The organism is Paenibacillus sp. JNUCC-31 (genome assembly GCF_014844075.1).
In the GTDB taxonomy this organism is placed as follows: domain Bacteria; phylum Bacillota; class Bacilli; order Paenibacillales; family Paenibacillaceae; genus Paenibacillus.
In genome coordinates this window covers 794813-818780 of the sequence record NZ_CP062165.1, presented here as the reverse complement: position 1 = coordinate 818780, position 23968 = coordinate 794813, and the positions used below count along the sequence as shown (strand labels likewise).

At 46.4% G+C, this 23968-nt stretch carries 20 protein-coding genes; 17 read left to right on the top strand and 3 right to left on the bottom strand.

What is annotated here, in order from left to right; all coding sequences use genetic code 11:
• The first annotated feature begins 26 nt into the window (after window positions 1-26).
• The 11 genes from JNUCC31_RS03505 (at window position 27) to JNUCC31_RS03455 (ending at window position 15208) form a co-directional block, all read left to right on the top strand.
• Window positions 27-1868 carry a cache domain-containing sensor histidine kinase gene (locus tag JNUCC31_RS03505; protein WP_192268578.1) on the top strand — a complete coding sequence of 614 codons (1842 nt, stop codon included), beginning with the start codon at window positions 27-29 and terminating at the stop codon, window positions 1866-1868.
• Window positions 1865-3502 (top strand): response regulator transcription factor, encoded by a 1638-nt coding sequence (locus JNUCC31_RS03500; protein WP_192268576.1) that lies wholly within the window; start codon window positions 1865-1867, stop codon window positions 3500-3502. The genes JNUCC31_RS03505 and JNUCC31_RS03500 overlap by 4 nt, the downstream gene beginning before the upstream one ends.
• 20 nt (window positions 3503-3522) lie before the next feature.
• Window positions 3523-5187, top strand: coding sequence for a beta-N-acetylhexosaminidase (nagZ, locus tag JNUCC31_RS03495; RefSeq protein WP_192272705.1), 1665 nt, complete (start codon window positions 3523-3525; stop codon window positions 5185-5187).
• A gap of 280 nt (window positions 5188-5467) precedes the next feature.
• A complete protein-coding gene (locus JNUCC31_RS03490; RefSeq protein ID WP_192268574.1) occupies window positions 5468-7741 on the top strand; it encodes a stalk domain-containing protein in 2274 nt (757 codons plus the stop codon).
• A gap of 386 nt (window positions 7742-8127) precedes the next feature.
• Window positions 8128-8592, top strand: coding sequence for a Fur family transcriptional regulator (locus JNUCC31_RS03485; protein ID WP_192268572.1), 465 nt, complete (start codon window positions 8128-8130; stop codon window positions 8590-8592).
• Between the two features lie 2 nt (window positions 8593-8594).
• The gene (gene yidD, locus JNUCC31_RS03480) at window positions 8595-8846 is read left to right on the top strand and encodes a membrane protein insertion efficiency factor YidD (protein ID WP_024631022.1); all 252 of its coding nucleotides are present in this window, start codon (window positions 8595-8597) and stop codon (window positions 8844-8846) included.
• 608 nt (window positions 8847-9454) lie between these two features.
• Entirely contained in the window at window positions 9455-11485 is a 2031-nt protein-coding gene (gene metG / locus JNUCC31_RS03475; protein ID WP_192268570.1) for a methionine--tRNA ligase, read from the top strand.
• A gap of 306 nt (window positions 11486-11791) precedes the next feature.
• Complete coding sequence (locus JNUCC31_RS03470) at window positions 11792-12781, top strand: metal ABC transporter solute-binding protein, Zn/Mn family (protein ID WP_228469685.1); 990 nt, start codon at window positions 11792-11794, stop codon at window positions 12779-12781.
• 36 nt (window positions 12782-12817) lie between these two features.
• Window positions 12818-13594, top strand: a complete 777-nt coding sequence (locus JNUCC31_RS03465) for a metal ABC transporter ATP-binding protein (RefSeq protein WP_228469477.1) — start codon at window positions 12818-12820, stop codon at window positions 13592-13594.
• 50 nt (window positions 13595-13644) lie between these two features.
• Window positions 13645-14448: a metal ABC transporter permease gene (locus JNUCC31_RS03460; RefSeq protein ID WP_192268564.1), complete on the top strand. Its 804-nt coding sequence runs from the start codon at window positions 13645-13647 to the stop codon at window positions 14446-14448.
• 46 nt (window positions 14449-14494) lie between these two features.
• Window positions 14495-15208 carry a cytochrome c biogenesis CcdA family protein gene (locus tag JNUCC31_RS03455; protein WP_062324346.1) on the top strand — a complete coding sequence of 238 codons (714 nt, stop codon included), beginning with the start codon at window positions 14495-14497 and terminating at the stop codon, window positions 15206-15208.
• Between the two features lie 128 nt (window positions 15209-15336).
• On the opposite strand, the gene splB is transcribed toward JNUCC31_RS03455, so the two are convergent.
• Window positions 15337-16434, bottom strand: a complete 1098-nt coding sequence (splB, locus tag JNUCC31_RS03450) for a spore photoproduct lyase (RefSeq protein WP_192268562.1) — start codon at window positions 16432-16434, stop codon at window positions 15337-15339.
• Window positions 16435-16639: 205 nt separating this feature from the next.
• On the opposite strand from splB, the gene mntR reads away from it, so the two are divergent.
• The 3 genes from mntR to JNUCC31_RS03435 all read left to right on the top strand — a co-directional run bounded on the left by mntR (window position 16640) and on the right by JNUCC31_RS03435 (window position 19961).
• Window positions 16640-17068, top strand: a complete 429-nt coding sequence (gene mntR / locus JNUCC31_RS03445; RefSeq protein ID WP_062324348.1) for a transcriptional regulator MntR — start codon at window positions 16640-16642, stop codon at window positions 17066-17068.
• A gap of 209 nt (window positions 17069-17277) precedes the next feature.
• The gene (locus JNUCC31_RS03440; protein ID WP_192268560.1) at window positions 17278-18876 is read left to right on the top strand and encodes a family 10 glycosylhydrolase; all 1599 of its coding nucleotides are present in this window, start codon (window positions 17278-17280) and stop codon (window positions 18874-18876) included.
• An 83-nt stretch (window positions 18877-18959) separates the two neighbouring features.
• Complete coding sequence (locus tag JNUCC31_RS03435) at window positions 18960-19961, top strand: patatin-like phospholipase family protein (protein WP_192268559.1); 1002 nt, start codon at window positions 18960-18962, stop codon at window positions 19959-19961.
• Window positions 19962-20035: 74 nt separating this feature from the next.
• On the opposite strand, the gene JNUCC31_RS03430 is transcribed toward JNUCC31_RS03435, so the two are convergent.
• Both JNUCC31_RS03430 and JNUCC31_RS03425 read right to left on the bottom strand, forming a co-directional pair.
• On the bottom strand, window positions 20036-20368 hold the full coding sequence (locus tag JNUCC31_RS03430; RefSeq protein WP_192268557.1) for a hypothetical protein: 333 nt from the start codon (window positions 20366-20368) through the stop codon (window positions 20036-20038).
• 5 nt (window positions 20369-20373) lie between these two features.
• On the bottom strand, window positions 20374-21366 hold the full coding sequence (locus JNUCC31_RS03425; RefSeq protein ID WP_192268555.1) for a DUF1385 domain-containing protein: 993 nt from the start codon (window positions 21364-21366) through the stop codon (window positions 20374-20376).
• Window positions 21367-21581: 215 nt separating this feature from the next.
• Here JNUCC31_RS03425 and JNUCC31_RS03420 point away from each other — a divergent pair, with 215 nt between their 5' ends.
• The 3 genes from JNUCC31_RS03420 (at window position 21582) to JNUCC31_RS03410 (ending at window position 23793) form a co-directional block, all read left to right on the top strand.
• On the top strand, window positions 21582-22160 hold the full coding sequence (locus JNUCC31_RS03420; protein ID WP_192268553.1) for a YqhR family membrane protein: 579 nt from the start codon (window positions 21582-21584) through the stop codon (window positions 22158-22160).
• 76 nt (window positions 22161-22236) lie between these two features.
• The gene (aroQ, locus tag JNUCC31_RS03415) at window positions 22237-22680 is read left to right on the top strand and encodes a type II 3-dehydroquinate dehydratase (protein WP_192268551.1); all 444 of its coding nucleotides are present in this window, start codon (window positions 22237-22239) and stop codon (window positions 22678-22680) included.
• 39 nt (window positions 22681-22719) lie between these two features.
• Window positions 22720-23793 (top strand): M24 family metallopeptidase, encoded by a 1074-nt coding sequence (locus JNUCC31_RS03410; RefSeq protein WP_192268549.1) that lies wholly within the window; start codon window positions 22720-22722, stop codon window positions 23791-23793.
• The last annotated feature ends 175 nt before the right edge of the window (window positions 23794-23968 follow it).

Below are 23968 nucleotides of genomic sequence, written 5' to 3'. Positions count from 1 at the left end.
GATTTGCTTTATAGGGAGAACGAGAAATGAACTTGCGGATGAAGCTGGCCATGGCATTTCTGTTGCTCATCATTGTACCGATGTGCGCGCTTGGAATCGGCATGTTTTTGGTCACATCACATACGATTGAGAAAAAATACAATCAGCAGTCTGAATATGCACTCCAGGCGATTAGCTACAATATCGAGAATGTTTTTCAGCAGATCAACAATGTTACGGACAACGGGATTGCCACATCGGTTTTCCAGATGGCATTAAACGCCAAAGATCCAACCAAACAGGATCTTGGAACCGGTAACCAATTGTCCCTGAATGCCAGCCAGCGTAATTTCCGTTCCCTGTTATACAATTATCCATTCATCAGTTATGCCTTTTTATATGATTTACGTTCGCGTTCATCCGAGGACAATCAGATTGTCTCTATTTTTACCAAAGAAAATTTTCAGGCTCTCCCTTTTCAACAATTCAAGGTGCATCCATTATTCAAAGAAATTCAGGAACTCAACGGTGTACCCAAGTGGCTGGCCCCTTTGGAATACCCCGAACTGACCGGCGTGGAGCCTGTGTTTACCCAAATCCGGTTGGTCAAAGAACTTAGTTATTTTCAGAATATCGGAGTTTTGGTCGTTCAGATCAAAAAAGGGGAGATGGATCGCATCTTCCGCCATTTGAAAATAAGTGATCCTGCACAGGATACTTCGTTCCTGCTGATTAATGAGGAAGGTCTGATCGTATACGATCCTTCCGGTCGCTACAGCGGAGAGAAGATGGAGAACCTGGGTGTGCGTTCTGGAAGTTACGGGACGGGGTTTAGCAGCAACAGAGCCGTGTTTGACGGCAGTGAAAGCATCATTTCACAATATCATCTAAAAAACTATAACTGGAGTCTGGTCAGCGTCACTTCATGGGAAGCGTTATCCGCAGAGACGAATGTATTTGCAGGCTGGTCCATCATTATCATTCTGCTGTGTCTGCTTGCTGCAATGGTCTTCAATGTGTTCTTCATGAACCGAATTACGGGCAACATTGCTGTGCTTGTACGATTCATGAGGCGGGTGGATGATGGGGACTTTAATGCCCGGGTTGAAGGAAAAGGTTTTGACGAGATGCAGCTGCTTGCCCAAGGCTTCAATGAATTACTGGATCGAATCGGCGGTCTGTTCCGGCGTGTGCGTGCGGAGCAGCAACAGAAGGCCAAGGCTGAACTGCGAGTGCTTCAAGCCCAGATCAAACCTCATTTTCTGTTCAATACACTGGAATCCATTAACGGACTAGCATTGAGGGGAGAAGGGCGTAAAGTAAGTGAGATGGTGACACGGCTTGGTAATATGCTGCGCATCAGTATTCAGGATCAGGAGGAAATATCGCTCGGTGAGGAGCTTAGGCACTTGCAGAGTTATCTGGAGATTCAACATTACAGATTCAGTGATCTGTTTCGGTATGAGCTAGACATTCCAACTCATCTGTACACATCGTCCATGCTCAAGCTTACCCTCCAGCCTCTTGTAGAGAATAGTATCCAGCACGGGTTTGAGGGGATTGATTATCAGGGTGTACTTCGAATCAGCGCGTTTGTGGTACAACATAATCTGGTGCTGCGAGTTGAAGATAATGGTATTGGAATCCCTCAGGAAATGTTGGCACGATTCGAATACATGGCAGAAGACCCGCCTGAATACATCATGGCAGAGGGAATGCGTCCGATATCTACTATGGCAGAGCGCAGAGGGCTGGGATTAAGAAGTGTAGCAGATCGGATACGGATTCAATATGGAACCGGATATGGGGTGTTTATCTGTTCATCTCCGGGGAATGGCACGATCATTCAATGTATTATTCCACAATATGAGCAGGGGGAAGATGAATGAATCTAACCGCGTTGCTGGTTGACGATGAGCTGCCGATTTTGGAAAACCTGAGTTTTATTTTGCCTTGGGAAGAGATGGGCATTGAAGTTGTGGGCACGGCCAGAAGCGGTGCTGAAGCGCTCGATAAAGTTGCAGAATATCATCCCGATATTATGTTGTGTGACATTCGTATGCCATCCATGGATGGTTTGGAGTTAATTCAAACGTTGCGGGAACAGGGTGAAACATGCGAAATTATTTTGCTGACTGGATATCAGCAGTTTGAGTATGCCCGTACAGCTATTCGTTACAATGTCCATGAATACATATGCAAGCCAATCGATTACCTGGATCTGGAACATAAATTGCGTGAGCTTGCCGGGCAGATTCAGAAGAAGCGGATCGAGTTGGAGGCGGAAACCCACCGCAAATCGGAGATGGAAGCCTGGGTCAGATACAAACATATCATTGACCTGATGCGAAGAGAAGAGGATTCGGCGTTGTTTCCTTACCCAACGTCTGTCCCTCAACCCCAGTTATCTTCCTTAAGATATATCTTGCTGCTCATTGATGTATCGGGTTATTTCAAGCATTCCATTGGATGGTCCGTATCCCGTCATCAAAGCTGGCATGGGATGATCCGTTCCAGGCTTAGGGAGCTTACTGACAGAATCAGTAATGGTACCTTGCTAATTTCGGCCCGTAAGGGAGAATGGTGCATGTTGGTGGAGGCAACTGATGAATGGAGACTGCGGGCGGATGCGTTGGCTCGGCAGATCACATTGGAGTTGGATGCGACATTTGAGCCCGATTCGGGCATGAAGACACGGGTCATTCAGGATGTTATGCCTGTGAAGCTGGATGACCAGATTGCTGAGCGGTACCGCCACTGTCAGAGACTGCTGATCATGAGTGACTCGGACCCGTGCAGTGTGAAGTTAAAGCAGGAAATTTCTGAACCTTCCTTAGAGATATCGAAGGAACCATCCGGAAGGGCAATGATGTGGGTTGCAAAAGAAGATCTGGACTTCATCACTCGCTGGATCAGGCAGGGAAATAAGCAGGGCTTGATTGAGTTGTTAACCACGCTCAAACATCGGATGAGTGAACATAAGAGTGCGCTGGATGGTGTCGCTGAAAATAGTCTGCGTTTCTTGCTTGTACATATGCTGCGTGAATTGCGCGAAGTACATGTGATGGCTGAACAAGACGAAATTCATTTCTGGAGCGCATTGCATTCAGCGACCTCCATCAAAGAATTAATCGAACTGGCTGAGGCGCTTGCTCATGTTTGTTATGACAAGAAAAGCGTGCCACGTCCTTCTGTATCGGAGCTAATGACGTCAGCGTGCGAGTATATGAACGCCAGACTGGAATGTGATTTGGGTATTGATGAAGTTGCCGATTGGCTGGGAATCAGTCCGGGTTACTTTTGCCAGCTGTTCAAAAATCATATGGGTGTTACGTTTGTTGAATATATGACCCAGAAACGGATGGAGAGCGCAGCTTTATTGTTAAGCACAACGGAGTGGAGCATAACAGCCATTGGAGAAGCAACGGGATTCAAGGAGCGGCGATATTTCTCCAAAGTATTCCATAAACATTTTCATATGAAACCATCGGAATTCAGGTCAAACCAAAGAGCAGGTTCTTAATGGGGGAGTGAAGCATGCGTATGAAATCTATCGATCGTCTTTCGTTGGAACAACGGGTAGGTCAGATGTTTATGTGTGGATTTCATGGACAGCACGCGGATGAACAGATCAATAAGTTGATCCGTGATTATCATGTGGGAGGCGTCATTTATTTCCGGAGAAATGTGGAAAGCGTGGGCCAGTTAACCCGTCTGTCTGCCGACTTGCAAGCGATTGCGGCGGATGCCGGAGAATTGCCCCTGATGATCTCTGTGGATCAGGAGGGCGGTATGGTGGCCCGGATTGACAAAGAGGGAGTGACCCAGGTACCTGGCAATATGGCGCTTGGAGCAGCAGGGAAGCCCGACTATACCCTTGAATGTGCCCAAATTTTAGGTCGGGAATTGAAAAGCATCGGTATCGACATGAACCTCGCTCCTGTCGTGGACGTGAATAACAATGTTCTTAATCCGGTCATCGGCGTGCGTTCCTATGGCGAGAATGCCGAAAGTGTAGCTGTCCATGGGGCAGCAGCTATCAAAGGGTACCAATCCCAAGGCATTGCTGCAACAGCCAAACATTTTCCAGGACATGGGGATACAGCAGTGGATTCTCATCTCGGCATGGTGACTGTACCTCATGATCGGGACAGGCTGGAGCAGATTGAATTGCTGCCATTCCGTCGGGCTATTGAGGCTGGAGTGGATGCCATCATGACAGCCCACGTAATCTTTCCAACCATTGAACCGGAGCCGATTCCGGCGACATTGTCACGTAAAGTGCTGACAGGCCTGTTGCGCGAAGAAATGGGATTTGACGGTATTATTATTACAGACTGTCTGGAAATGCATGCGATATCCAAGCCCTATGGTGTAGCCGAGGCTGCCATTCGTGCTGTGGAGGCAGGAGCTGATCTGGTTCTGGTCAGTCATACTCTGCAAGATCAGATCTCCGCCGTGGAAGCAGTTGTTGAAGCTGTTCAGTCTGGGCGTATTGCAGAAGCAACCGTTAACCGGGCACTGGAACGTATCATTGCATGGAAGGCAGCACGTTGTGGTCAGTGGGGGAACTATCTCGTTTCCCTAGAAGCGGATGATGCAGTAGGTGCTGTACCAGATAGAACTGATGTGGGTGAGCTTTTTTTTACATCACAAGAAAAGGATGAATCACCAAGATCGCTGGCCTCCATCGAATCCACACTGAATGAGATCGCCTCCAATAGCATTACAGTGGTTCATGATGAAGGGTTGCTTCCGCTGAACCCAGAACAGGACGTGTATGTGATCTGGCCGGAAGTCGTGCAACGGACCGAAGTCGATGAACCATGGTCACATACGGATTCGCTTGGCGTGGCACTATCGCAGCGGAGAGGCAGAGTTCGGGAGTACAAAATAACCACCCAGCCAACTTATGATGAAGCGGATCGGATATTGAAGGATGTGTCGGAGGGAGATCAAATCATCGTATGTACGTATACTTCCGCTGGACATCTTCCGAAAGGACAACAGCATTTGGTTGAAAAACTTAGTGAGAAGTATTCCCTGATTGTGGTTGCTCTGCGTAATCCGTATGATCTATTGGAGATTCCAAAACCGGGATGTTATGTGTGCACATACGAGAACACGCCTGCAGTGGTTCGTACATTGTCCCTCGTGTTAACAGGTGAATTGCAGTCAACCGGAAGTCTGCCCGTCAGTTTGTGTTAGCACGTTCGAAATCTCTTAAATCTCTCTGTGACGTGGTGCTATTCTACCATGTCATGGAGAGATTTTTTTTGTTGGAATCTGCGGCAGGTTTTAATACAGATTTTTCACTCCAAATCGAAAGTGTAATAGATAACTATTTCCATAATATTTTCCGTCTATTAAAAGTTTACATTTCTTAATTAAATATTTTAGCAACTTTTCCCGGTTACAAGCGTCTAATAGTATGACTTTTTGAGGGGGATATTTATAAAATGGGAGCAGAAGGAGCCAAAGACAAAGAATGAATTTGAAGAAGAAATTATCTATACTTACCGCTTTAGCTGTGTTTCAAGCGTTTGCAGCGATTCCCGCGAATGCACTGGCAGCCGATCAAAGTGATACAACAACAGCAAATACAGCCACCGTTAAATCCGTAGAGGTTGTGAAGAAAGAACAAACGATTGCCGAATCAGAAGTGAAGTCCGGATCTGGTACAACTCAAACGGATAATGGAACTGTAGAAGGCACAAAAGAAGGCGCAAATCCGGTGACAACTGAACCAACAAGTACGGATGTTACTCCGGTTGAGCCGGTTACAGACCCTGCTGATGAAGAAGGTGCGGAAGAAGAAACAACAGTACCTACGACTCCAGTTGAGGTTGAGCATCCATCTACAAGCGGTCAATCTGTTGCCGGAAGTAAAGGCGGAGATCTGACACTGTACATGAACAGCAATAAAATGATGCAGGACGGTAAAACATATCTTGCCGGACAGCCAATGGCAGTTAAAAATGGCGTATCCTATGTAGCGATCCGCGCACTGGTGGACCGGGTTGGTTATAATGTTAAATATGACAATACAACCAAGGAAACCATAATTATTAGTGGCGAAGATGAGCTTCGCTTCAAAACGAACAGTACCATTTATACCGTTAACGGTGAATCCAGAACGATGAAAGGCCCTGCCTATCAACAAAAAAATACGTTCATGGTGCCCCTGACTTCGATTACTCAGGCACTCAACATTACTTATAAAGTTAATCAGTCTGCCAAGACTATTGTCCTGAATCTGAATACCAAACCGGTAGCCAGCTTCACGGTACAAAAAGAGATTTTTGCAGGAGATACGGTAACATACAGCACCAAATCCAGCTCTCCCAAAGGACTGGAAATTGTAGACGAACGCTGGACTGGCCGTCAGGATTCATATGACCAACCAGGTACATATACGGTAACGTATGCTGTCCAGGATTCGAGTGGGCAGTGGAGTGATCCGTACGCTGTAACGATTCAGGTTCAGAAGCCAAATCTTCCTCCGGTAGCGATGTTTACAACTGACAAGGAAGAGTACAAGATGGGTGAAAAGATCATCTATATTGATCAAAGCACCGATGATGAAAATGCCATTGATAATGATAAAACCGTATGGGAAAACAATGCTCTGGCATTCTTTGTTCCGGGCCCTAAGACCGTAACGCTGACTGTTACGGACAAACATGGTGCGAGCAACAGCTATACCAAGACGGTTAACATTACAGGTGAAACGCTGTACACCATGTCTGACTTTAATCAGTTGTTTACACCGGTAGGTGAGAAGTTTATATTCAACGGCAATGATGTTCCTGCCATGGAGAAAGTTCCGTACACGTATTACGACGAGCCAAGTTTGCTGATTCGTAGTAACAGCCCAGAAACCGTTAATACGGAAGGGATTGTGTACAAAGAGTCATCCATCGGACAGACCCGTTTTATGATTCACCACGTGAACAATACAGGTAAAAGTGTGAAGATGTATGTTGTTGCAACAAATAACAACGCATATACGGCAGTGTTCGAACAGCAAAATATGGGTTTCGCAGGTCCGTCACCAATAGCAACTGCGGCTGGGAAGCTGTCCATTGATCGCTGGTTCAAATCCATACAGAGTGGTACAGGACAAAAGAAAGTGTACATTCAGCCTGGAGAGAGCAAGCTAATTCTGACCGAATTGAGTGATCTTCCAATGAAACAGGGTCAAGTCATCTCTTTGTACTCAGATGCATTCAGCGACTATGGACTGGATTACAACGTTATCATGATTGAAGAAAATAAAGATCCGATGGCTGTATGGTCCACACTGCCTGTTCTGGATCGTGACGGAGTGCATAACCGGGGAACATACCCGAATGCAACACGTATCATTACGTATGACCAGGAAGTAGGTTCGAAGCCTTCACGTTTGCCGCTTGGGGATAATGCAAGTGACCCGAATCTGGTCGGAACAGATCCAATGGCGTACACAGATGCTTCCAACGCGGGTAACTTCGGTGTACTGTACAAAATTACACTGAACAATGTAGCTCCGCGCACATTGATCTCCTTCAACCCGCGTGGTGGTAAATATTCGGGTGTAGCACTCGTTAATGGAGAACTTGTTCAGATTTCGAACGGCAAATCTGTGAGCGCACCAAATGAACAAAGTGTACTCTATCGTACTGGTTCTTATGGTCAAAGTGTAACCATTCTGTTCTCCGCAGCACCGGGAAGCAATCTGCCGGTTAACCTGCTGTTTACACCGCTTCCGGCTGAGAAGTAATCAACCTTTTCCATAGGCACGGACGGTTTGGTGTGAAGTTATATAATATTATCCTGTCACCCCAAAAGTCGTCCGAAGGATGAAGCATCTGAACCGTCAAAAGATGGAGCTGTTCCCACGTCATGCAAATGACCGGGGGCAGTTCTTTTTTAGTTCAGCCTGTTATTAGCGGTATCCAGGCGCTTTCGTTGACTATGAACTTCATTTAAGGCATTATTAGTAGTATATAAATTAAGCATAAGTATCAGCATTTTGCATAATTTGGCTCCGCACGCTAAGGGGTACAATTCCTAGACGAATAGAACCATTCCGACCTAGGATGGCTGGATTGAATTCGCTCTTTGGACTTATGCAGAATGCTCGTATGACAGGAGGTGCTTTTGGTCATGCTGTCAACAGAACAGATTATTACGACTATGTCCTCGCAGGGGCTCCGCATTACGGATCAGCGGAAGACACTGGCCCGGTTATTTGCCGAATCCCAGGGGTATCTGACACCCAAGGACGTCTATGAATATATGGGTAAGACATACAGCGGCCTGAGCTTTGACACGGTGTACCGGAATTTGCGTGTCATGCAGGAATTGGGTGTACTGGAGCAGGTTATCTTTGAAGATGGTGTGAAGTTCAGAGCACATTGCAGCGAGGATCACCATCACCACCATATGATTTGTCTGAAATGCCAGAAGACATATCCGATCATTTTTTGCCCGATGCAGCTTGCAGATGCACCTGAGCAATTTCAAGTCGTCGATCATAAATTTGAAGTTTTCGGGTATTGTAAGGACTGTGCCGAACATGTGCCTGCCAAAGTGTCGTCTGGACATCAGCACACTCACGGGAAGCACTGACAATGAAATTATCCCGCAGACTCGTTCAGGCCCCCATTCGGGTGTATCGCAGCTATATCTCTCCATTGAAGCCGCCGACGTGTCGATTCTATCCCACTTGCTCGGCTTACGCGATGGAAGCAATTGAGGTGCACGGTGCGTTCAAGGGATCGCTGCTTGCGGCAAAGCGCATTGCGAAATGCCATCCGTTTCATCCAGGCGGGGTGGATCTGGTGCCACCGAAGGCTGAAAAGTCTGTGATGGTATCGGATTAACGGTCCAACGCTCGTTTTTGCAGAGTTGATTTAAGAGTGCTGTCCACTTGACAAAGAAGGCAGTATTTCAGTATATTTTTGGTATGTATAGCTGTTCAAAAAGTTTGGTTTTCAGTACCAAGAAGATGGGATGAAGCTAGAAATGGAGTAGCCGAGCGTAGGGAAACTACGTGAGCAACGGACATTTCGGCTGAATTTCATATTCGATGCTGATGATGCCCTAGGTATCAATCGTAATCAAAATTGGACTTTTTGAACAACTTCTATATGATTTCCAGTGAAGGGATAAGTACAGACACACCCCCAGTGCAGAGAGCCGGATGAGCTGAGAACCGGTCTGGGAGGAGGATGGAATATGGTCCCGGAGGAACCTCTTTCGAGCGTGCAGACGTTGATAAGGACGGTTGTCGTAAGGCTGAGGCGTGATCCAGCGTTAATGGGCGGTCGAAGGACCGGCAGAGCCTGTGGTTTGTGAAAAGCACGGGGAATTTGGGTGGTAACACGTGAGAGCAACTCTCGTCCCATACAGGGGCGGGAGTTTTTTGTGTTCTTTTTTAGACAAAACAGTATTTCAAAAGCAGGAACATCCGAAGGAGGAGAAGTCATTAATGGCTGATCAAAAAACTTTTTATCTAACAACACCAATCTATTATCCGAGTGACAAACTGCATATTGGGCACGCGTACACAACTGTGGCGGGTGATGCCATGGTTCGTTACAAACGTTTGCGCGGCTACGCGGTTCGTTATTTGACTGGAACCGATGAGCATGGCCAGAAGATTGAGCGCAAGGCACAGGAGAAAGGGCAGTCACCGCAAGCTTTTGTAGACGACATCGTTGTGGGCATCAAGGAACTGTGGAACAAGCTGGACATTTCCAATGATGATTTCATTCGTACTACGGAGGAGCGGCACAAAACGGTGGTTCAGGATATCTTTGACCGTTTGCTGAAACAAGGGGATATCTACAAGGGTGAGTACGAAGGCTGGTATAGTATCCCGGATGAGACGTATTACACGGAAACCCAACTGGTGGATGTGGAGAAGAATGAAAAAGGCGAGATTATCTCGGCCAAAAGCCCGGATAGTGGACATCCCGTTGAACTGGTAAAAGAAGAATCCTACTTCTTCCGGATGAGCAAGTATGCCGATCGTTTGCTGAAATATTATGAAGAGAATCCAGGTTTTATTCAGCCGGAGTCACGCAAGAACGAGATGATCAACAACTTTATTAAGCCGGGTCTGGAAGACTTGGCCGTATCGCGGACGACATTCGAATGGGGTGTCAAAGTTAAAGGCGATCCGAAACACGTTGTATACGTATGGATCGATGCGTTGTCCAACTATATTACAGCTCTGGGCTACGGTTCATCCGATGCATCCCTGTATGACAAGTTCTGGCCTGCGGACGTACATTTGGTAGGTAAGGAGATTGTTCGTTTCCATACAATCTACTGGCCAATCATGCTGATGGCACTGGACCTGCCGCTACCGAAAAAAGTATTTGCCCACGGTTGGTTGTTGATGAAAGACGGCAAAATGTCCAAATCCAAAGGCAATGTCGTTGACCCGGTAACCTTGATTGACCGTTATGGTCTGGATGCACTTCGTTATTACCTGCTTCGTGAAGTTCCATTTGGTTCAGATGGTACGTTTACTCCGGAAAGCTTTGTGGAACGTGTGAACTCGGACCTTGCGAATGACCTTGGAAACCTGTTGAACCGTACAGTTGCGATGGTGGACAAATATTTCGAAGGCAAGGCTCCTGCGTTTACTTCCGGTGTGACGGAGTTTGATGCATCGCTTGAAGAAGCGGGTCATGCTGCTGTGGAGAAAGTGGAACAAGCCATGGAAAATCTGCAATTCTCTGTAGCGTTGACAGCGATCAGTCAGTTTGTCAGCCGCAGCAACAAATACATTGATGAGACACAGCCATGGGCTCTGGCTCGTGATGAAGCAAAACGGAACGAACTGGCGTCCGTGATGTCACATCTAATTGAAAGCCTGCGCATTGCTTCCATCCTGTTGCAACCGTTCCTGACACGTGCTCCGCGCAAAATCTGGGAACAGCTCGGTATTCAGGAAGGTGAACTGACGGCCTGGGATTCAGCGAAGCAATGGGGCGTTATTCCGGCAGGCAACGCCTTGCAGAAAGGTGATCCGATCTTCCCGCGCCTGGACTCCGAACAGGAGATTGCTTATATTGCAGAAGCGATGACTGGAGGCAAAAAAGCAGAAGCGCAGTCTGAGACAACTCAAGCTGATGCTGGAGACTCTTCGGAAGCCGTTCAACCGGTCACTGCACCAGAAGGGAAAGAAGAAATCGGCATTGACGATTTCGCCAAAGTGGAGCTGCGTGTCGCTCAAGTTATTGCCTGTGAACCAGTCAAGAAAGCCGATAAATTGCTCAAGTTGCAGCTGGATCTGGGCTATGAGCAGCGTCAGGTGGTATCGGGAATTGCGAAGTTTTATTCACCTGAAGATATGGTTGGACGCAAAGTCATCTGTGTGACCAACCTCAAACCGGTGAAATTGCGCGGTGAACTGTCCCAGGGCATGATCCTGGCGGCATCCCACGGCGATCAGCTTACACTGGCAACGGTACCAGACAACATGCCTAATGGCGCACAAGTGAAATAGGATCGTGTAACCAAGGGTTTGGTTTGTATTGCTACAATAAAAGTGGCTCGATGAATAATCGGGTCACTTTTTATTTTGGATGGAATCGGCTCTGTTGCGATGAAAACAGGCATATACTGTTATGAACTCCGTGCTCAAGGAAAGAATGAATAAGACAGATCAGCTTGACAAGTTCGTGCAGGTTACCTATAATTCTTTCAGTAATGTTTACGATTAAGAGATGCGGAGTGAATACTAGTGAAATTTTATAATGGAAGAAATAGAGACAAGGTAAACCGGACTCTAGCAACAGGTAGAAGAAGCCATCTGAAGCTGTTGCTCAGCGGTCTGCTTGTTCTCAGTTTGCTGATATTGTCGGCATGCGGCCAAAATAGATCGGAGAGTGCCAAGCTGGTGGAAGGTAAAGTGAATGTGATCACGAGCTTCTATCCTGTTTATGCGTTTACTGCGACAATTGGCGGGGAAGATGCGAATGTCATTAATTTACTGCCAACAGGTGTTGAACCACATGACTGGACGCCGAAGAGCCAAGATATTGTCAATACATCCAAAGCCCAGTTGTTCCTATACAATGGTGCAGGTCTTGAGGGATGGGTTCCCAACTTCCTGAAGTCACTGAATAGCGATACGAAGGTAAAGTCAGTTGCAGTAAGTGATGGAGTTACCCTTTTGACAGCTGAAGGTGATGATGGACACGGTCATGGCGAAGAACAGGTAGATGAACATAGTGACGAACATGTTGATGAAGCTAACGCAGAGGATATTGCAGATCATCATGTGGACCCCCATACATGGGTAAGTCCAAAATCGGCAATGGTAATGGCTGAGAATATCAAAAACAGTCTGGTTGAAGTAGATCCTGCACATCAAGAAGGATATGAACAACGCTATCAAGAACTGCGGACCAAGCTGGAAACGCTGGATCAGCACTTTACAGATGAACTGTCCAAGGTTCCTAACAAAGAAATTGTGGTATCACACCAAGCTTTTGGGTACATTGCACGTGATTACGGGTTGACCCAGCATGCGATTATGGGACTTTCTCCAGATGCAGAGCCCACAGGCCAGGATATTGTGAAATTGTCCAAATTGGTGAAAGATGAAGGGATTAAATATATTTTCTTCGAAGAGCTGGTATCGGACAAACTGGCGAAAACCCTCGCGAATGAAGCAGGTGTAGAGACAATGGTCCTTAATCCGGTTGAAGGTTTAACCAAAGAACAGGCTACCAACGGGGATGATTATTTCACCCTAATGGAGAAAAATTTGCAAAATCTGCTGATCGCATTAAAATAAGATAGACTGAAGGATTCCTTGCAATCCTTATATATAATGAAGGGCGGCTTTGCCATGCAGCAAATCATGCCATTGTGTCATGATCCAATCATAGAGATCGAGAAACTATCCTTTTCCTACGGTGACCAGCGAGTAATCGAAAATCTTGATTTTATGGTCCAGGAAAGGGATTTTGTCGGGATTATCGGTTCAAACGGGGCAGGCAAAACGACACTGTTACGGATGTTGGTTGGACTCTTGCCTCCAGCCGAGGGAAATATCAAGCTGTTCGGACAGTCGATTCGCCGATTCAAGGACTGGGAACGGATTGGTTATGTACCGCAAAAGAACGCATTTAACCCATTGTTCCCTGCGACGGTAAGGGAAGTGGTGATGTCCGGCTTATACAATAACAAAAATATGTTCCGCCGAATGTCCCGTAAATGTCAGCAGCAGTGCACCGATGCCCTGCAAGTGATGCGGATTGAAGATCTGGCGAACAAACGGATCGGACAACTGTCCGGCGGACAGCAGCAGCGCGTATTTTTGGCACGTGCGCTTATTAATCACCCTGATCTGCTGATTCTGGACGAACCCACAGTAGGTATTGATGCCGAATCACAGGCCAGCTTTTTCGAACTGATTACCCATATGCATGAACACCATCGGATGACATTCCTGATGGTTTCGCATGATATGGATCGGATGGAGAGTTATCTGGGCTCCAAAGCAGCCGTGACGAACGGGAAAATTCATTTCCATGTCCGGCATTCCCATGAGGTGGAGGACTGTGCCGAGACTAATTTGCAGCATACCACCTCCCAGGTACGTTAGACGCGAGTGCCCAACCAGATTAGAGCAAGGCCGAAGGAGTCGTGTGTGTTTTGGAAATTTTAATGAGTGATTTTTTTCAGCGAGCGCTGGCGGGGGGATTGCTAATCGGCATCACCGCACCACTGATCGGATTGTTTCTGGTGCTGCGACGTTTATCCATGATCGGGGATACCCTGTCTCATGTGACGATCGCCGGGGTTGCCCTCGGATTCCTAATTGAAGTGTATCCGATTGCGGTGGGGCTTGTTTTCGCCGTGCTTGCTTCATTTGCCATCGAGAAACTGCGTAAGGCATATAAAAGTTACGCCGAATTATCGATTGCCATCATCATGTCTGGTGGAGTTGCGCTGGCTTCATTGTTCTTCACACTGGGCAAAGGATATAATACAGATGTTATGAGTTACCTGTTTGGCAGTATTTATACATTGGACTCCACGGATTTGAAGCTGGTTGGTGTGGTGACACTGATCGTAGTCATCGTTGTAGCTCTGCTACATAAGGAGTTTTTCTTGCTCAGCTTTGAGGAAGATGCCGCGGCGGTTACCGGATTGCCTGTTAAACTGCTCAACATGCTGATTACCGTGATGACCGCCCTGGTCATTAGTACGGCCATCAAAATCGTTGGTGCATTGTTGGTATCGGCATTGCTGACCATTCCGGTAGCTGTGAGTCTGCTCATGGCACGAAGTTTCAAATCGGCGATCATATTGTCCGTGGTCATTGGTGAAATAGCTGTGGTCATTGGATTGGTTGTGGCGGGCATCTGGAACCTTGCCCCAGGAGCGACGATTGTACTATTGCTTATCATGATGCTGATTCTTACGATGATTGGAAAAAAAGGGTTCCGAGCCTAAGTCTAACATGAGCAAGTGAGCCCCCAGGAAGGGAGATATCCGCTTCATGCCTGATGTTAATGTATGGCTGGCTTTTGTAGCAGGATTAGCTTCGTTTATATCGCCATGCTGTCTTCCGCTGTATCCTTCGTACCTCTCTTACATTACAGGGATGACGGTGCAACGGTTAAAGGATGAGCGCAATCAGCGTGAAGTTCGCTTCAAGACGTTGACTCATACGCTGGCGTTTATTTTGGGCTTCTCGGCTGTATTTTATTCGCTGGGGCTGGGAGCCGGATTGTTTGGCCAATTTTTCAATGATAACCGTGATCTCATTCGTCAATTATCTGCGATCCTGATTATGTTAATGGGGTTATTCTTGCTTGGTTTGTTCAAACCGCAGTTCCTGATGAAAGAACGCAAGATGGATATGAAATGGAAACCTGCGGGCTACTTGGGCTCATTTATATTTGGCATTGGCTTTTCGGCAGGCTGGTCGCCTTGTATTGGACCAATCCTGACCGCCATTATCGCGATGGCTGCGAGCGAGCCGACGACCTGGTTGGCATTGATTACCGGCTATACAGCCGGATTTGCATTACCTTTTTTCATACTGGCCTTTTTTATTGGCTCTACACGCTGGATTTTGCGATACTCCAATATCATGATGAAGGTCGGGGGCGCATTAATGCTGTTCCTCGGTGTACTGTTATTTACCGATCAGATGACCAAAATTACGATCTGGCTACAGCAAATTACACCTGACTGGATGATTATCTAGACTGGGAATTTTCGTCCATGATCAAAATAAGAACAAAGCAGGCTGCATGCACCAGACAATTCTGGCTCATGTAACCTGCTTTTTTAATCAGAACCTGTTTGGCGCGCCATAGGTTCATTACTTTATGTTTAAGTGAAGTAATCAATGTTGGCCAGTGGGAAATGCTCAAAAATGCGCTCAGTAATATACTCGCGCAGCGCATCCTGCTGGTCATCCTTATACACATACTTGTACTGGCCCCAACGTCCCCATTTCATTTTACGCTTTTCGATATCCATCTCAAGTTTCGTTTTGGGATATCGTTTCTCAATCGTCGCTTTGGCTGTTTTGGTGAATCGATGCTGAATCATCTCAAAGGTTAAATCTTTGGTTGCTTCGTCAGGGAGTGTATCGGCAAGCTTTTGTAAAAGCTCACTATACCCTGCTTCCCATCCGTCGTACCACATGATTGGGGCAATAATAAATCCGAGCGGATAACCGGCATGAGCTATTTTCCCTGCGGCTTCTATACGCTCTTCAAACCGTGAGGTAGCTGGCTCAAAATTTTTGATCACATAATCGGAATTCACGCTGAAACGAATGCGAGTGTGTCCGTTATGCTTGATATTTAATAAAGGATCAACATGATGATATTTGGTTACAAAGCGAAGTCGCCCGTGCTCCTCATCGGCCATAAAACGAATCAGGTCGCCGAGGTTTCCCGTAATATGTTCCAGTCCTACCGGATCGGATGTACACGCCGCCTCGAAACGAGTAAGTTCAGGTGCACGTTCCTCGATGTATCCTTTGGCTGCCTGAATGATCTCTTGCGTGTTTACATAGACACGGACATAAGGTTTGGCCCCGAGCGTCGTTTGAAGATAACAATAATGACAGTGGCCCATACAGCCTGTGGAGATGGGAATAGCGTATTCGGCTGATGGCTTGGATTGATCAAATTTAAGTGTTTTACGCACACCGACGACAAGGGTTCGTTTGGCCATCCGGTACTTTTCCTGTTCCGTTTCACCGGGGAGATTGGTAATTCGATTATGGGATGTTGTCATTTGATATGGGATGTTCCTGGATGTAACCCATTCCATAATCCGTTTGCCTTTCTCATATTCAAGCGCTCCAGGTTCAAAATACACCAAATCGGGAATAAAAGGTTTAGTTCCCTTTGCTTTGCGAACGGGTGGATGCGCTACACTTGTACTCACAAAATCACTCCTTTCATTACGGAACATTGCTTAGTGTGCCTCGTTTGCAGATAAGTCAGCCTTGCCAATACTTTCGCACAAGGAGTGCCTGTTAAGTATTGAGAAGTGTTTAATGAACAGTAACAAGTGAATGAATTGTGCAGGGCTTGCCAATGCGTATTGATAACATGTATCATTATAAGATAGGGACCAGGCAAGAATATTGTCGGTCAGAGAGAAGAGAGGGAAGCAGATGCCAACGCCCAGTATGGAAGATTATTTGGAGCGTATATACAAATTAATTGATGAAAAGGGCTATGCTCGTGTGTCTGATATAGCTGAAGGTTTGGAAGTACATCCTTCATCAGTGACGAAGATGATCCAAAAGCTGGACAAAGACGAGTACCTGATCTATGAGAAGTACCGCGGGCTGGTGCTTACGCCAAAAGGCAAAAAGATGGGCAAACGTTTGATGGAGCGCCATCATCTGCTTGAACAATTTTTGACGACCATTGGTGTTCAGGAAGAAAATATCTACCAGGATGTTGAAGGAATTGAACACCATCTCAGTTGGGATTCCATTACCTGCATTGAGTCTTTAGTTGAATACTTCCGCCAGGATGAAAGTCGATTACGTGATCTGAAAAGTATTCAGGATGTCATGAGCAATACCGAATCCTAGGGTGTAAGCCAGACCTCACTTTGTAAATTGAAGTGCATATCCATCCAAAATCAGAAGATGTTTCTCGCCATGAAGAAGGGCGAAGAAGCATCTTTTTGCTTTTTTTAACCCCAATTTGGCAATTATTCGCAACTAAACAAACCGTTGAAGCGTCTATTAAACTAGCAGAATTTGCCGCGAATTTATAATTATTTTGGAGGATTGCACTGATGAAGCTTCGTAAAGGATTAATGCTGCTGCTTATTTTTGTTCTAGGTCTACAATCAGCAGGTATGACGGCGCAGGCAGCCAGTCAAAAGGAAATTGTCATTTATTTGGATGGTCAACGTCTGGAATCGGATGTATCACCTTACATTTTACCGAAAGTCAATGTTACCATGGTGCCACTTCGGGTCATTAGTGAGGGACTGGGGGCGTCTGTGCTATGGTCTCAAGCTACGCGCACCGTTACAATCAAGAAATCCGATTCAATCATTACAATGACGAGTGGACGCCAGCAGGCAACGGTGGATAGTACGGTAGTGGATCTTGATGCCTCAGTCGAGTTAAAGCAGGGTCGTGTCATGGTGCCGATTCGATTTGTCAGTGAGAATCTTGGAATTCAGGTGACCTGGAACCAGTCTGCGCAGACTATTGATCTGACAACAGGAAATGAGCCGAATCCTACTCCTGTTACACCAGCAGAACCTGGAGGCACAGGAAATATACCAAATACGGATGAGATGCGAGGAGCCTGGATCTCAACCATAAACGGAGACTGGCCTTCGTCGGGTGCCAAAGGAAACGTGGAGAAACAAAAGCTGGAGTACATTCAGCAGCTTGATACGTTGAAGGACATGGGAATTAACGCCGTATTTGTTCAAGTGCGAGCCAATGGGGATGCGATCTATCCATCAAGTCTTGTGCCGTGGAACAGCGTTCTTACAGGAACACAGGGGAAAGACCCAGGGTACGATCCACTTGCATTCATGATCGAGGAAGCTCACAAACGCGGTCTTGAGTTCCATGCATGGTTCAACCCATTCCGAGCAACCAATTCGGCAAGTACAACCGGGCTCGCCTCCAATCATGTATCCAAGCTGCACCCGGACTGGATTGTGAACGCATCCGGCAAATTGTATATTAACCCGGGTATTCCAGAAGCGAGACAGCATATTATTGATACTATCATGGAAGTGGTCAATCAGTATGAGATTGATGGTGTACATCTGGACGACTATTTCTATCCGTCGAATGTCACATTCAATGATGACGCTGCGTTCAAAACATACAACACATTGAATACGAAAGATCGTGCAGAATGGCGCCGTGATAATATCAATCAATTCGTCAAGCAGCTCGGAGAAAGCATTCATCATGTGAAACCGGGCGTTGAATACGGAATTAGCCCCTTTGGAGTATGGCGTAACAAATCTGTTGACCTGACAGGTTCCGATACGAAAGCAGGGGTAACCGCTTATGATAGCATGAATGCGGATGTACGGACATGGATCAAGCAGGGGTGGATTGACTATGTTGCACCACAAGTGTACTGGAGTATGACACTCAGTGCAGCACGATATGACAAGGTGGTTGACTGGTGGGCTAATGAGGTGGCAAATACAAATGTGAAATTGTATATTGGTCACTCGCCCTATAAGCTGGGCACACCCGAAATTGGTTGGCAGACGTCACAAGAAATTATTGATCAACTGATATACAATGAGAAATATGATACAGTGAAAGGAGATATTTTCTTCAGTTCACAATACCTGACGAAAAATCCGCTCGGCTTGATCGCCAAACTAAAAGCCTATTATGGACTTTAAAACATTTTAACGTAATAAGACCAACCCCTGTTCTCATACAGTGGCAGTAGTACATGGACTGCCTGGAGAACGGGGGTTTTATTGTGTTAGTTAATGGGGTATTTGAAGGTGGCGGCGTAAAAGGAATTTCGCTCGCTGGCGCCGTAAAAAGTGCTGAAGATCACGGAATCGAATTTAATCGTGTGGCGGGCACATCATCCGGCTCCATCGTAGCGGCACTGCTTGCAGCGGGATATCCAGCTGAAGAGATGAAGGGGATTATTGAGAATACACCGTTTGCCTCGTTGCTGCGGCGTTCTCCCATATTTGATATAAGGTGGATCGGCCCGGCAGCAAGACTCTTTTTGAAGAAAGGACTGTACTCTGGGGAAGCACTGGAATCGTGGATTCGTGATATGCTGAAAAAAAAGGGAGTTCGGACGTTTGCTGATCTGCCGCCAGGCAAGTTGCTAATCATCGCATCAGACATTTCCAATGGTAACATTTTGGTGCTGCCTGACGATATAAAACGTTTTGGTATAGACCCAGCGAAGCTGGAGGTAGCCAAAGCGGTACGCATGAGTTGCAGTATCCCCTATTTCTTCGATCCGGTAGCGATTCGCAGATCTCCAGTCCTGTCGAAAGGTTTACGTTTTGCAGACCAGTTTGTTTACATCGTCGATGGGGCACTGCTGAGTAACTTTCCCCTTTGGCTGTTTGACGGGGAGCGAACAGAACGGGGAGGAGATATTATCCCTGTTATCGGGTTTAAAATGGTCGGGAAAACAGAAGGTGAGCCATCGAGAATTAGAGGGCCCCTCAGTATGCTTCAGGCATTGGTTGAAACGATGCTTTCTGCACATGACGAGCGCTACATTGAACAGATCAATCGTTTCCGTACAGTGAAAATTCCCACCCTTGGCATTAAACCTACCGAATTTCATCTTTCTGTGGAAGACAGTACAGCCTTATATCAATCCGGGGTTACCGCAGGCACAGAATTTTTCAGTGGGTGGAATACCAAGATCTATGGTGAACAGCTGGATAAACAGCGACGAGAGCTAAGAAAGAGACAAGCGGATACGCCCCCTCTAACACCTGTATAAAAAGGAAACTGAAAAAGCAATTCTCCACTTGTTGGGAGAATTGCTTTTCTGTGTGTTCAGCGGAAATCAGTGTTTTAGTGATACTTGGGTACGTCTTCGTCGCTTTTACCCTTTTGCCCTTGAATGACTTGGAAAGGATAATCTTTACGTTTTTTGGAAGAACTGCTGCTCTTTCTGGTGCCGGACTGAGCATTAACTTTAGCCATGGTCCGAGCCGATGGCTTGATCTTCGGTGATGATGTCTTGCGTGCAAAGCGGCGGGGCGGATATTTATATAGCAGGAACACAACTCCGAACACGATTAGGGGTATCACCAATTGAGATACACCTTTATTCCACAGACTAGTCAAGATTCCAACAGCAGCCAGTGCGATGAACGTCCAAAATAGGATGGCCTGCTTCTTCATATCATTCACCCTTTCACAGGATCAAATGTTGCAACAGGAACTTCCGAAGTGGCTGATACGTTTGCAAGCTTGGCATCCAATTCACGCATACGGTTAAACGAAGCAATGGATACTTCCACCTGTTCATTCGTTGGTTCTTTGGTTGTCAGCAATTGCAGCCACAGCCCCGGGTATCCAAGATAACGCAGGACAGGGACGTCACGTACGGAGTTGGTCAACTTCAACAATTCGAACGAAATACCGAGCACGATTGGCAACAACAACAGCCGCTGCCCCATACGTTCCCATAGGTTATCGTATGTGAAGAGCGAGTACAAGAATACCCCGATAATGACAGTCAGCATAATAAAACTGCTTCCGCAACGGTAATGCAGACGGCTGTACTTCTGCACATTATCTGGGGTGAGCTCTTCTCCGGCTTCGTGAGCACTTATGACTTTATGCTCTGCTCCGTGGTATTGGAACAGACGTTTGATCATTGGAGTCTGAGAAATCAGCCACAGATAGGCAAGCAACAGAATGAGCTTAATTCCGCCTTCCAGTAAATTATGCAAAAACTGATTGTCGAATGCATTTTTGAACAGAAAATTCTCGATGACAACGGGCAACAACGTAAGCACAACTTTACCGAAGAGGAAAGAAAGAATAGCTACAGCGGTGACGCCAATAATCATGCTAAGGCTCCAACCTGAGCCTTCTTTTTCTTTTTGCTTCGCTTTTTCTTCGGGTTCAAGTTCATCATCAGCATAAGCGTCAGCAGAATAATTGAGATGTTTACTGCCTTTGACACTCGAATCTATAATGCTGACAATCCCGCGAAGTAATGGAATCCGCCGCAATTTCATGACCCAGGACTTGTCTTGCTTTGGGACTTCCAGATACGTAATTTCGCCGTCTTTTCTTCGAACAGCAGTAACGTTGACATGTTTACCGCCGAACATTACGCCCTCAATGACAGCTTGCCCCCCGTAGCTGACAGGCTTGGATTGTTGAGGCAAATTATTCACCTTCCTATTCTGTTCTAGGCCTTCAGTGTCGAAGACTGTTTAATAACCCTATTGTATCGAATATTGAAGGTAATTTCTAGTTTACGAGACAATCCAGAGGTGATGTTGTTAAGTTTGCCCTGATTTGAACATACTACCCGGTAGAGTTAGGACAAAAATTCGGTTATAACCCCAATGACGCGAACTGAACGTGAAGGAGAATATCAATGACAGAACATAAGGATGAACGCACATCACATATGGAAAATAAACGTTCTGATGAACGGAATCAAAAGGACCGGGGCAGCCGCCCTACCCAGCGTCAAGGCCAGGCCCATTACTTCACCAAGCCGTTTCCCTTTGCAGTGGAGCTCGGTTTTTTCGCAGGTTTTATCTGGGGAGGTCTGCATTGGTTGTTCCATCTGCTCCATTTTACGATTGTGCCATTGGGTTTTTTGGCTGAGCCCTTTTTTAAACATAAATTCATCTACACTGCCGCAGGGCATTTAACCGGCTGGCTGTTTTTTATTTTATTTTCTGTACTGGCATCCCTGATCTACACGTTCACGTTAAAAAAATGGAAAGGTCCCCTTCCAGGCATGGGTTACGGGATTTTTTGGTGGCTCATTGTCTTTGTGCTGGTAGGTCCCAAACTGGATATGGTGAAACCCTTAAACCGTTTAACCTGGGATTCAGTCATTACTGAATTTTGTTTCTTTTTGCTGTGGGGACTGTTTATTGGATACACCGTAGCTATGGAGTTCACAGATGAACGGAAACGTGAGCCGGAGAAAGCGGGAGTATAGCGCAAAAAAGCTTCTCAATCCGGCAATGGCTGTGTTAAAATAGCAGATGGTTATTTGCAGAGAGGATGGAGCAGCTATGAAACGGATTGTAGTAATCAATGGCCCGAACCTGAACATGCTCGGCGTACGTGAACCCGGCATCTATGGAACGCTTAGTCTGAAGGATATTGAAGAACAAATTCGCAGACAGGCGGAGGATCTTGGCGTCTCCATCGCTTTTTATCAATCCAATCATGAAGGGGACATCATTGATCGTATTCATGCTGCGATGGGCGATGCGGATGGAATCATGCTGAATGCCGGAGCGCTGACTCATTACAGTTATGCCGTGCGTGATGCAATCAATGCCGTGAAAGTTCCTACAGTAGAAGTACATCTATCCAACATTCATGCACGCGAAGAATTCAGACATCATTCAGTAATTGCTGCAGAAACAATCGGGCAAATTGCCGGATTTGGAGAAGTAAGCTATGAACTGGGGCTGCTGGCTCTTGTGCGTCATCTGGACAAGCAAACCTGAGCCGGGGACCCGGGAATGTGAGAGAAAGAAGGGTTACCGATGGAAAACAAACGAGTAAATAAGTTGCGTGAGGCCATGCGTGAACATGAACTCACGGCTATGCTGATTACAAATCCGATCAACCGTCGTTACATGACGAGCTTTACAGGTTCAGCAGGATATGTGCTGATTACGGAACAAGAAGCATTCTTGCTGACCGATTTCCGTTATATGACACAGGCACCGCAGCAAGCCAAAGGCTTTACCGTTGTGGAACATGGACCGAAACCATTGGAATCCGTACGTGATCTCCTTGCATCGGCGAATATCAAACAGGTTGGCTTTGAGCAGGATCATGTCACTTATGGTACGCATACTGCTTATGCTGAAGCACTTCAATCCATTGAATTGAAAGCTGTTTCCGGGATTGTGGAACAACTGCGCATTTTCAAGGATGAAGATGAGATCGCTGTAATGCAAAGAGCTGCGGATTTGGCAGACGCAACGTTTAGTCATGTTTTGCAATTCGCAAAACCGGGTATGACTGAACGTGAAGTGGATTTGGAGATGGAGTTTTTCATGCGTAAACATGGAGCAACCTCCTCTTCGTTCGACACCATCGTTGCATCGGGTGAACGTTCTGCTATGCCTCACGGTGTAGCAAGCAGCAAGGTCATCGGACAAAATGAGTTAATTACATTTGACTTCGGTGCACTTTTGGATGGATACTGTTCAGATCTGACACGTACCATTGCAACTGGCACGCCTGTACCTGAACTTCGTAAAATTTACGACATCGTACTGGAAGCTCAGTTACATACGCTTGCTAACCTGAAACCGGGCATGACCGGACGGGAAGCAGATGCATTGGCACGTGATATCATTGCAGGACACGGATATGGAGAGCAATTCGGACACAGCACAGGCCACGGCCTGGGTATGGAAGTTCATGAGGCTCCTCGTTTGTCCAAGCTGAGCGACGATATATTGAAACCGGGCATGGTGGTAACCGTTGAACCGGGGATCTATATTGACGGCCTTGGCGGCGTGCGTATTGAGGATGACGTTGTGATAACCGAGACAGGTATACACATTTTAACGAAATCAGACAAGAAGTTCACCGTAATCGGCTAATTTACAGCCACTGGTGATATAAGACGATTTTTAATATATTGGTACAGGTTATTGCTGATTGTTCTGGACCATTGCAAAAGTAGTGAAGGGAGCGGAATCGATTCTGAAGAAGCGGAGCGCTCGCCTTTGTCTCCTCATTTTAAACCTTATCAAATTCTAATCGGGAAAATGAGGA

Excerpts from the sequence above, each read along its gene's own strand:
- yidD (WP_024631022.1), top strand. The coding sequence starts at position 8,595 with ATGAAATTATCCCGCAGACTCGTTCAGGCCCCCATTCGGGTGTATCGC.
- aroQ (WP_192268551.1), top strand. The coding sequence starts at position 22,237 with ATGAAACGGATTGTAGTAATCAATGGCCCGAACCTGAACATGCTCGGC.
- JNUCC31_RS03410 (WP_192268549.1), top strand. The coding sequence starts at position 22,720 with ATGGAAAACAAACGAGTAAATAAGTTGCGTGAGGCCATGCGTGAACAT.
- JNUCC31_RS03465 (WP_228469477.1), top strand. The coding sequence starts at position 12,818 with ATGAAGGGCGGCTTTGCCATGCAGCAAATCATGCCATTGTGTCATGAT.
- JNUCC31_RS03485 (WP_192268572.1), top strand. The coding sequence starts at position 8,128 with ATGCTGTCAACAGAACAGATTATTACGACTATGTCCTCGCAGGGGCTC.
- JNUCC31_RS03440 (WP_192268560.1), top strand. The coding sequence starts at position 17,278 with ATGAAGCTTCGTAAAGGATTAATGCTGCTGCTTATTTTTGTTCTAGGT.
- metG (WP_192268570.1), top strand. The coding sequence starts at position 9,455 with ATGGCTGATCAAAAAACTTTTTATCTAACAACACCAATCTATTATCCG.
- JNUCC31_RS03500 (WP_192268576.1), top strand. The coding sequence starts at position 1,865 with ATGAATCTAACCGCGTTGCTGGTTGACGATGAGCTGCCGATTTTGGAA.
- mntR (WP_062324348.1), top strand. The coding sequence starts at position 16,640 with ATGCCAACGCCCAGTATGGAAGATTATTTGGAGCGTATATACAAATTA.
- JNUCC31_RS03505 (WP_192268578.1), top strand. The coding sequence starts at position 27 with ATGAACTTGCGGATGAAGCTGGCCATGGCATTTCTGTTGCTCATCATT.
- JNUCC31_RS03455 (WP_062324346.1), top strand. The coding sequence starts at position 14,495 with ATGCCTGATGTTAATGTATGGCTGGCTTTTGTAGCAGGATTAGCTTCG.
- nagZ (WP_192272705.1), top strand. The coding sequence starts at position 3,523 with ATGAAATCTATCGATCGTCTTTCGTTGGAACAACGGGTAGGTCAGATG.
- JNUCC31_RS03490 (WP_192268574.1), top strand. The coding sequence starts at position 5,468 with ATGAATTTGAAGAAGAAATTATCTATACTTACCGCTTTAGCTGTGTTT.
- splB (WP_192268562.1), bottom strand. The coding sequence starts at position 16,434 with ATGTTCCGTAATGAAAGGAGTGATTTTGTGAGTACAAGTGTAGCGCAT.
- JNUCC31_RS03430 (WP_192268557.1), bottom strand. The coding sequence starts at position 20,368 with ATGAAGAAGCAGGCCATCCTATTTTGGACGTTCATCGCACTGGCTGCT.
- JNUCC31_RS03420 (WP_192268553.1), top strand. The coding sequence starts at position 21,582 with ATGACAGAACATAAGGATGAACGCACATCACATATGGAAAATAAACGT.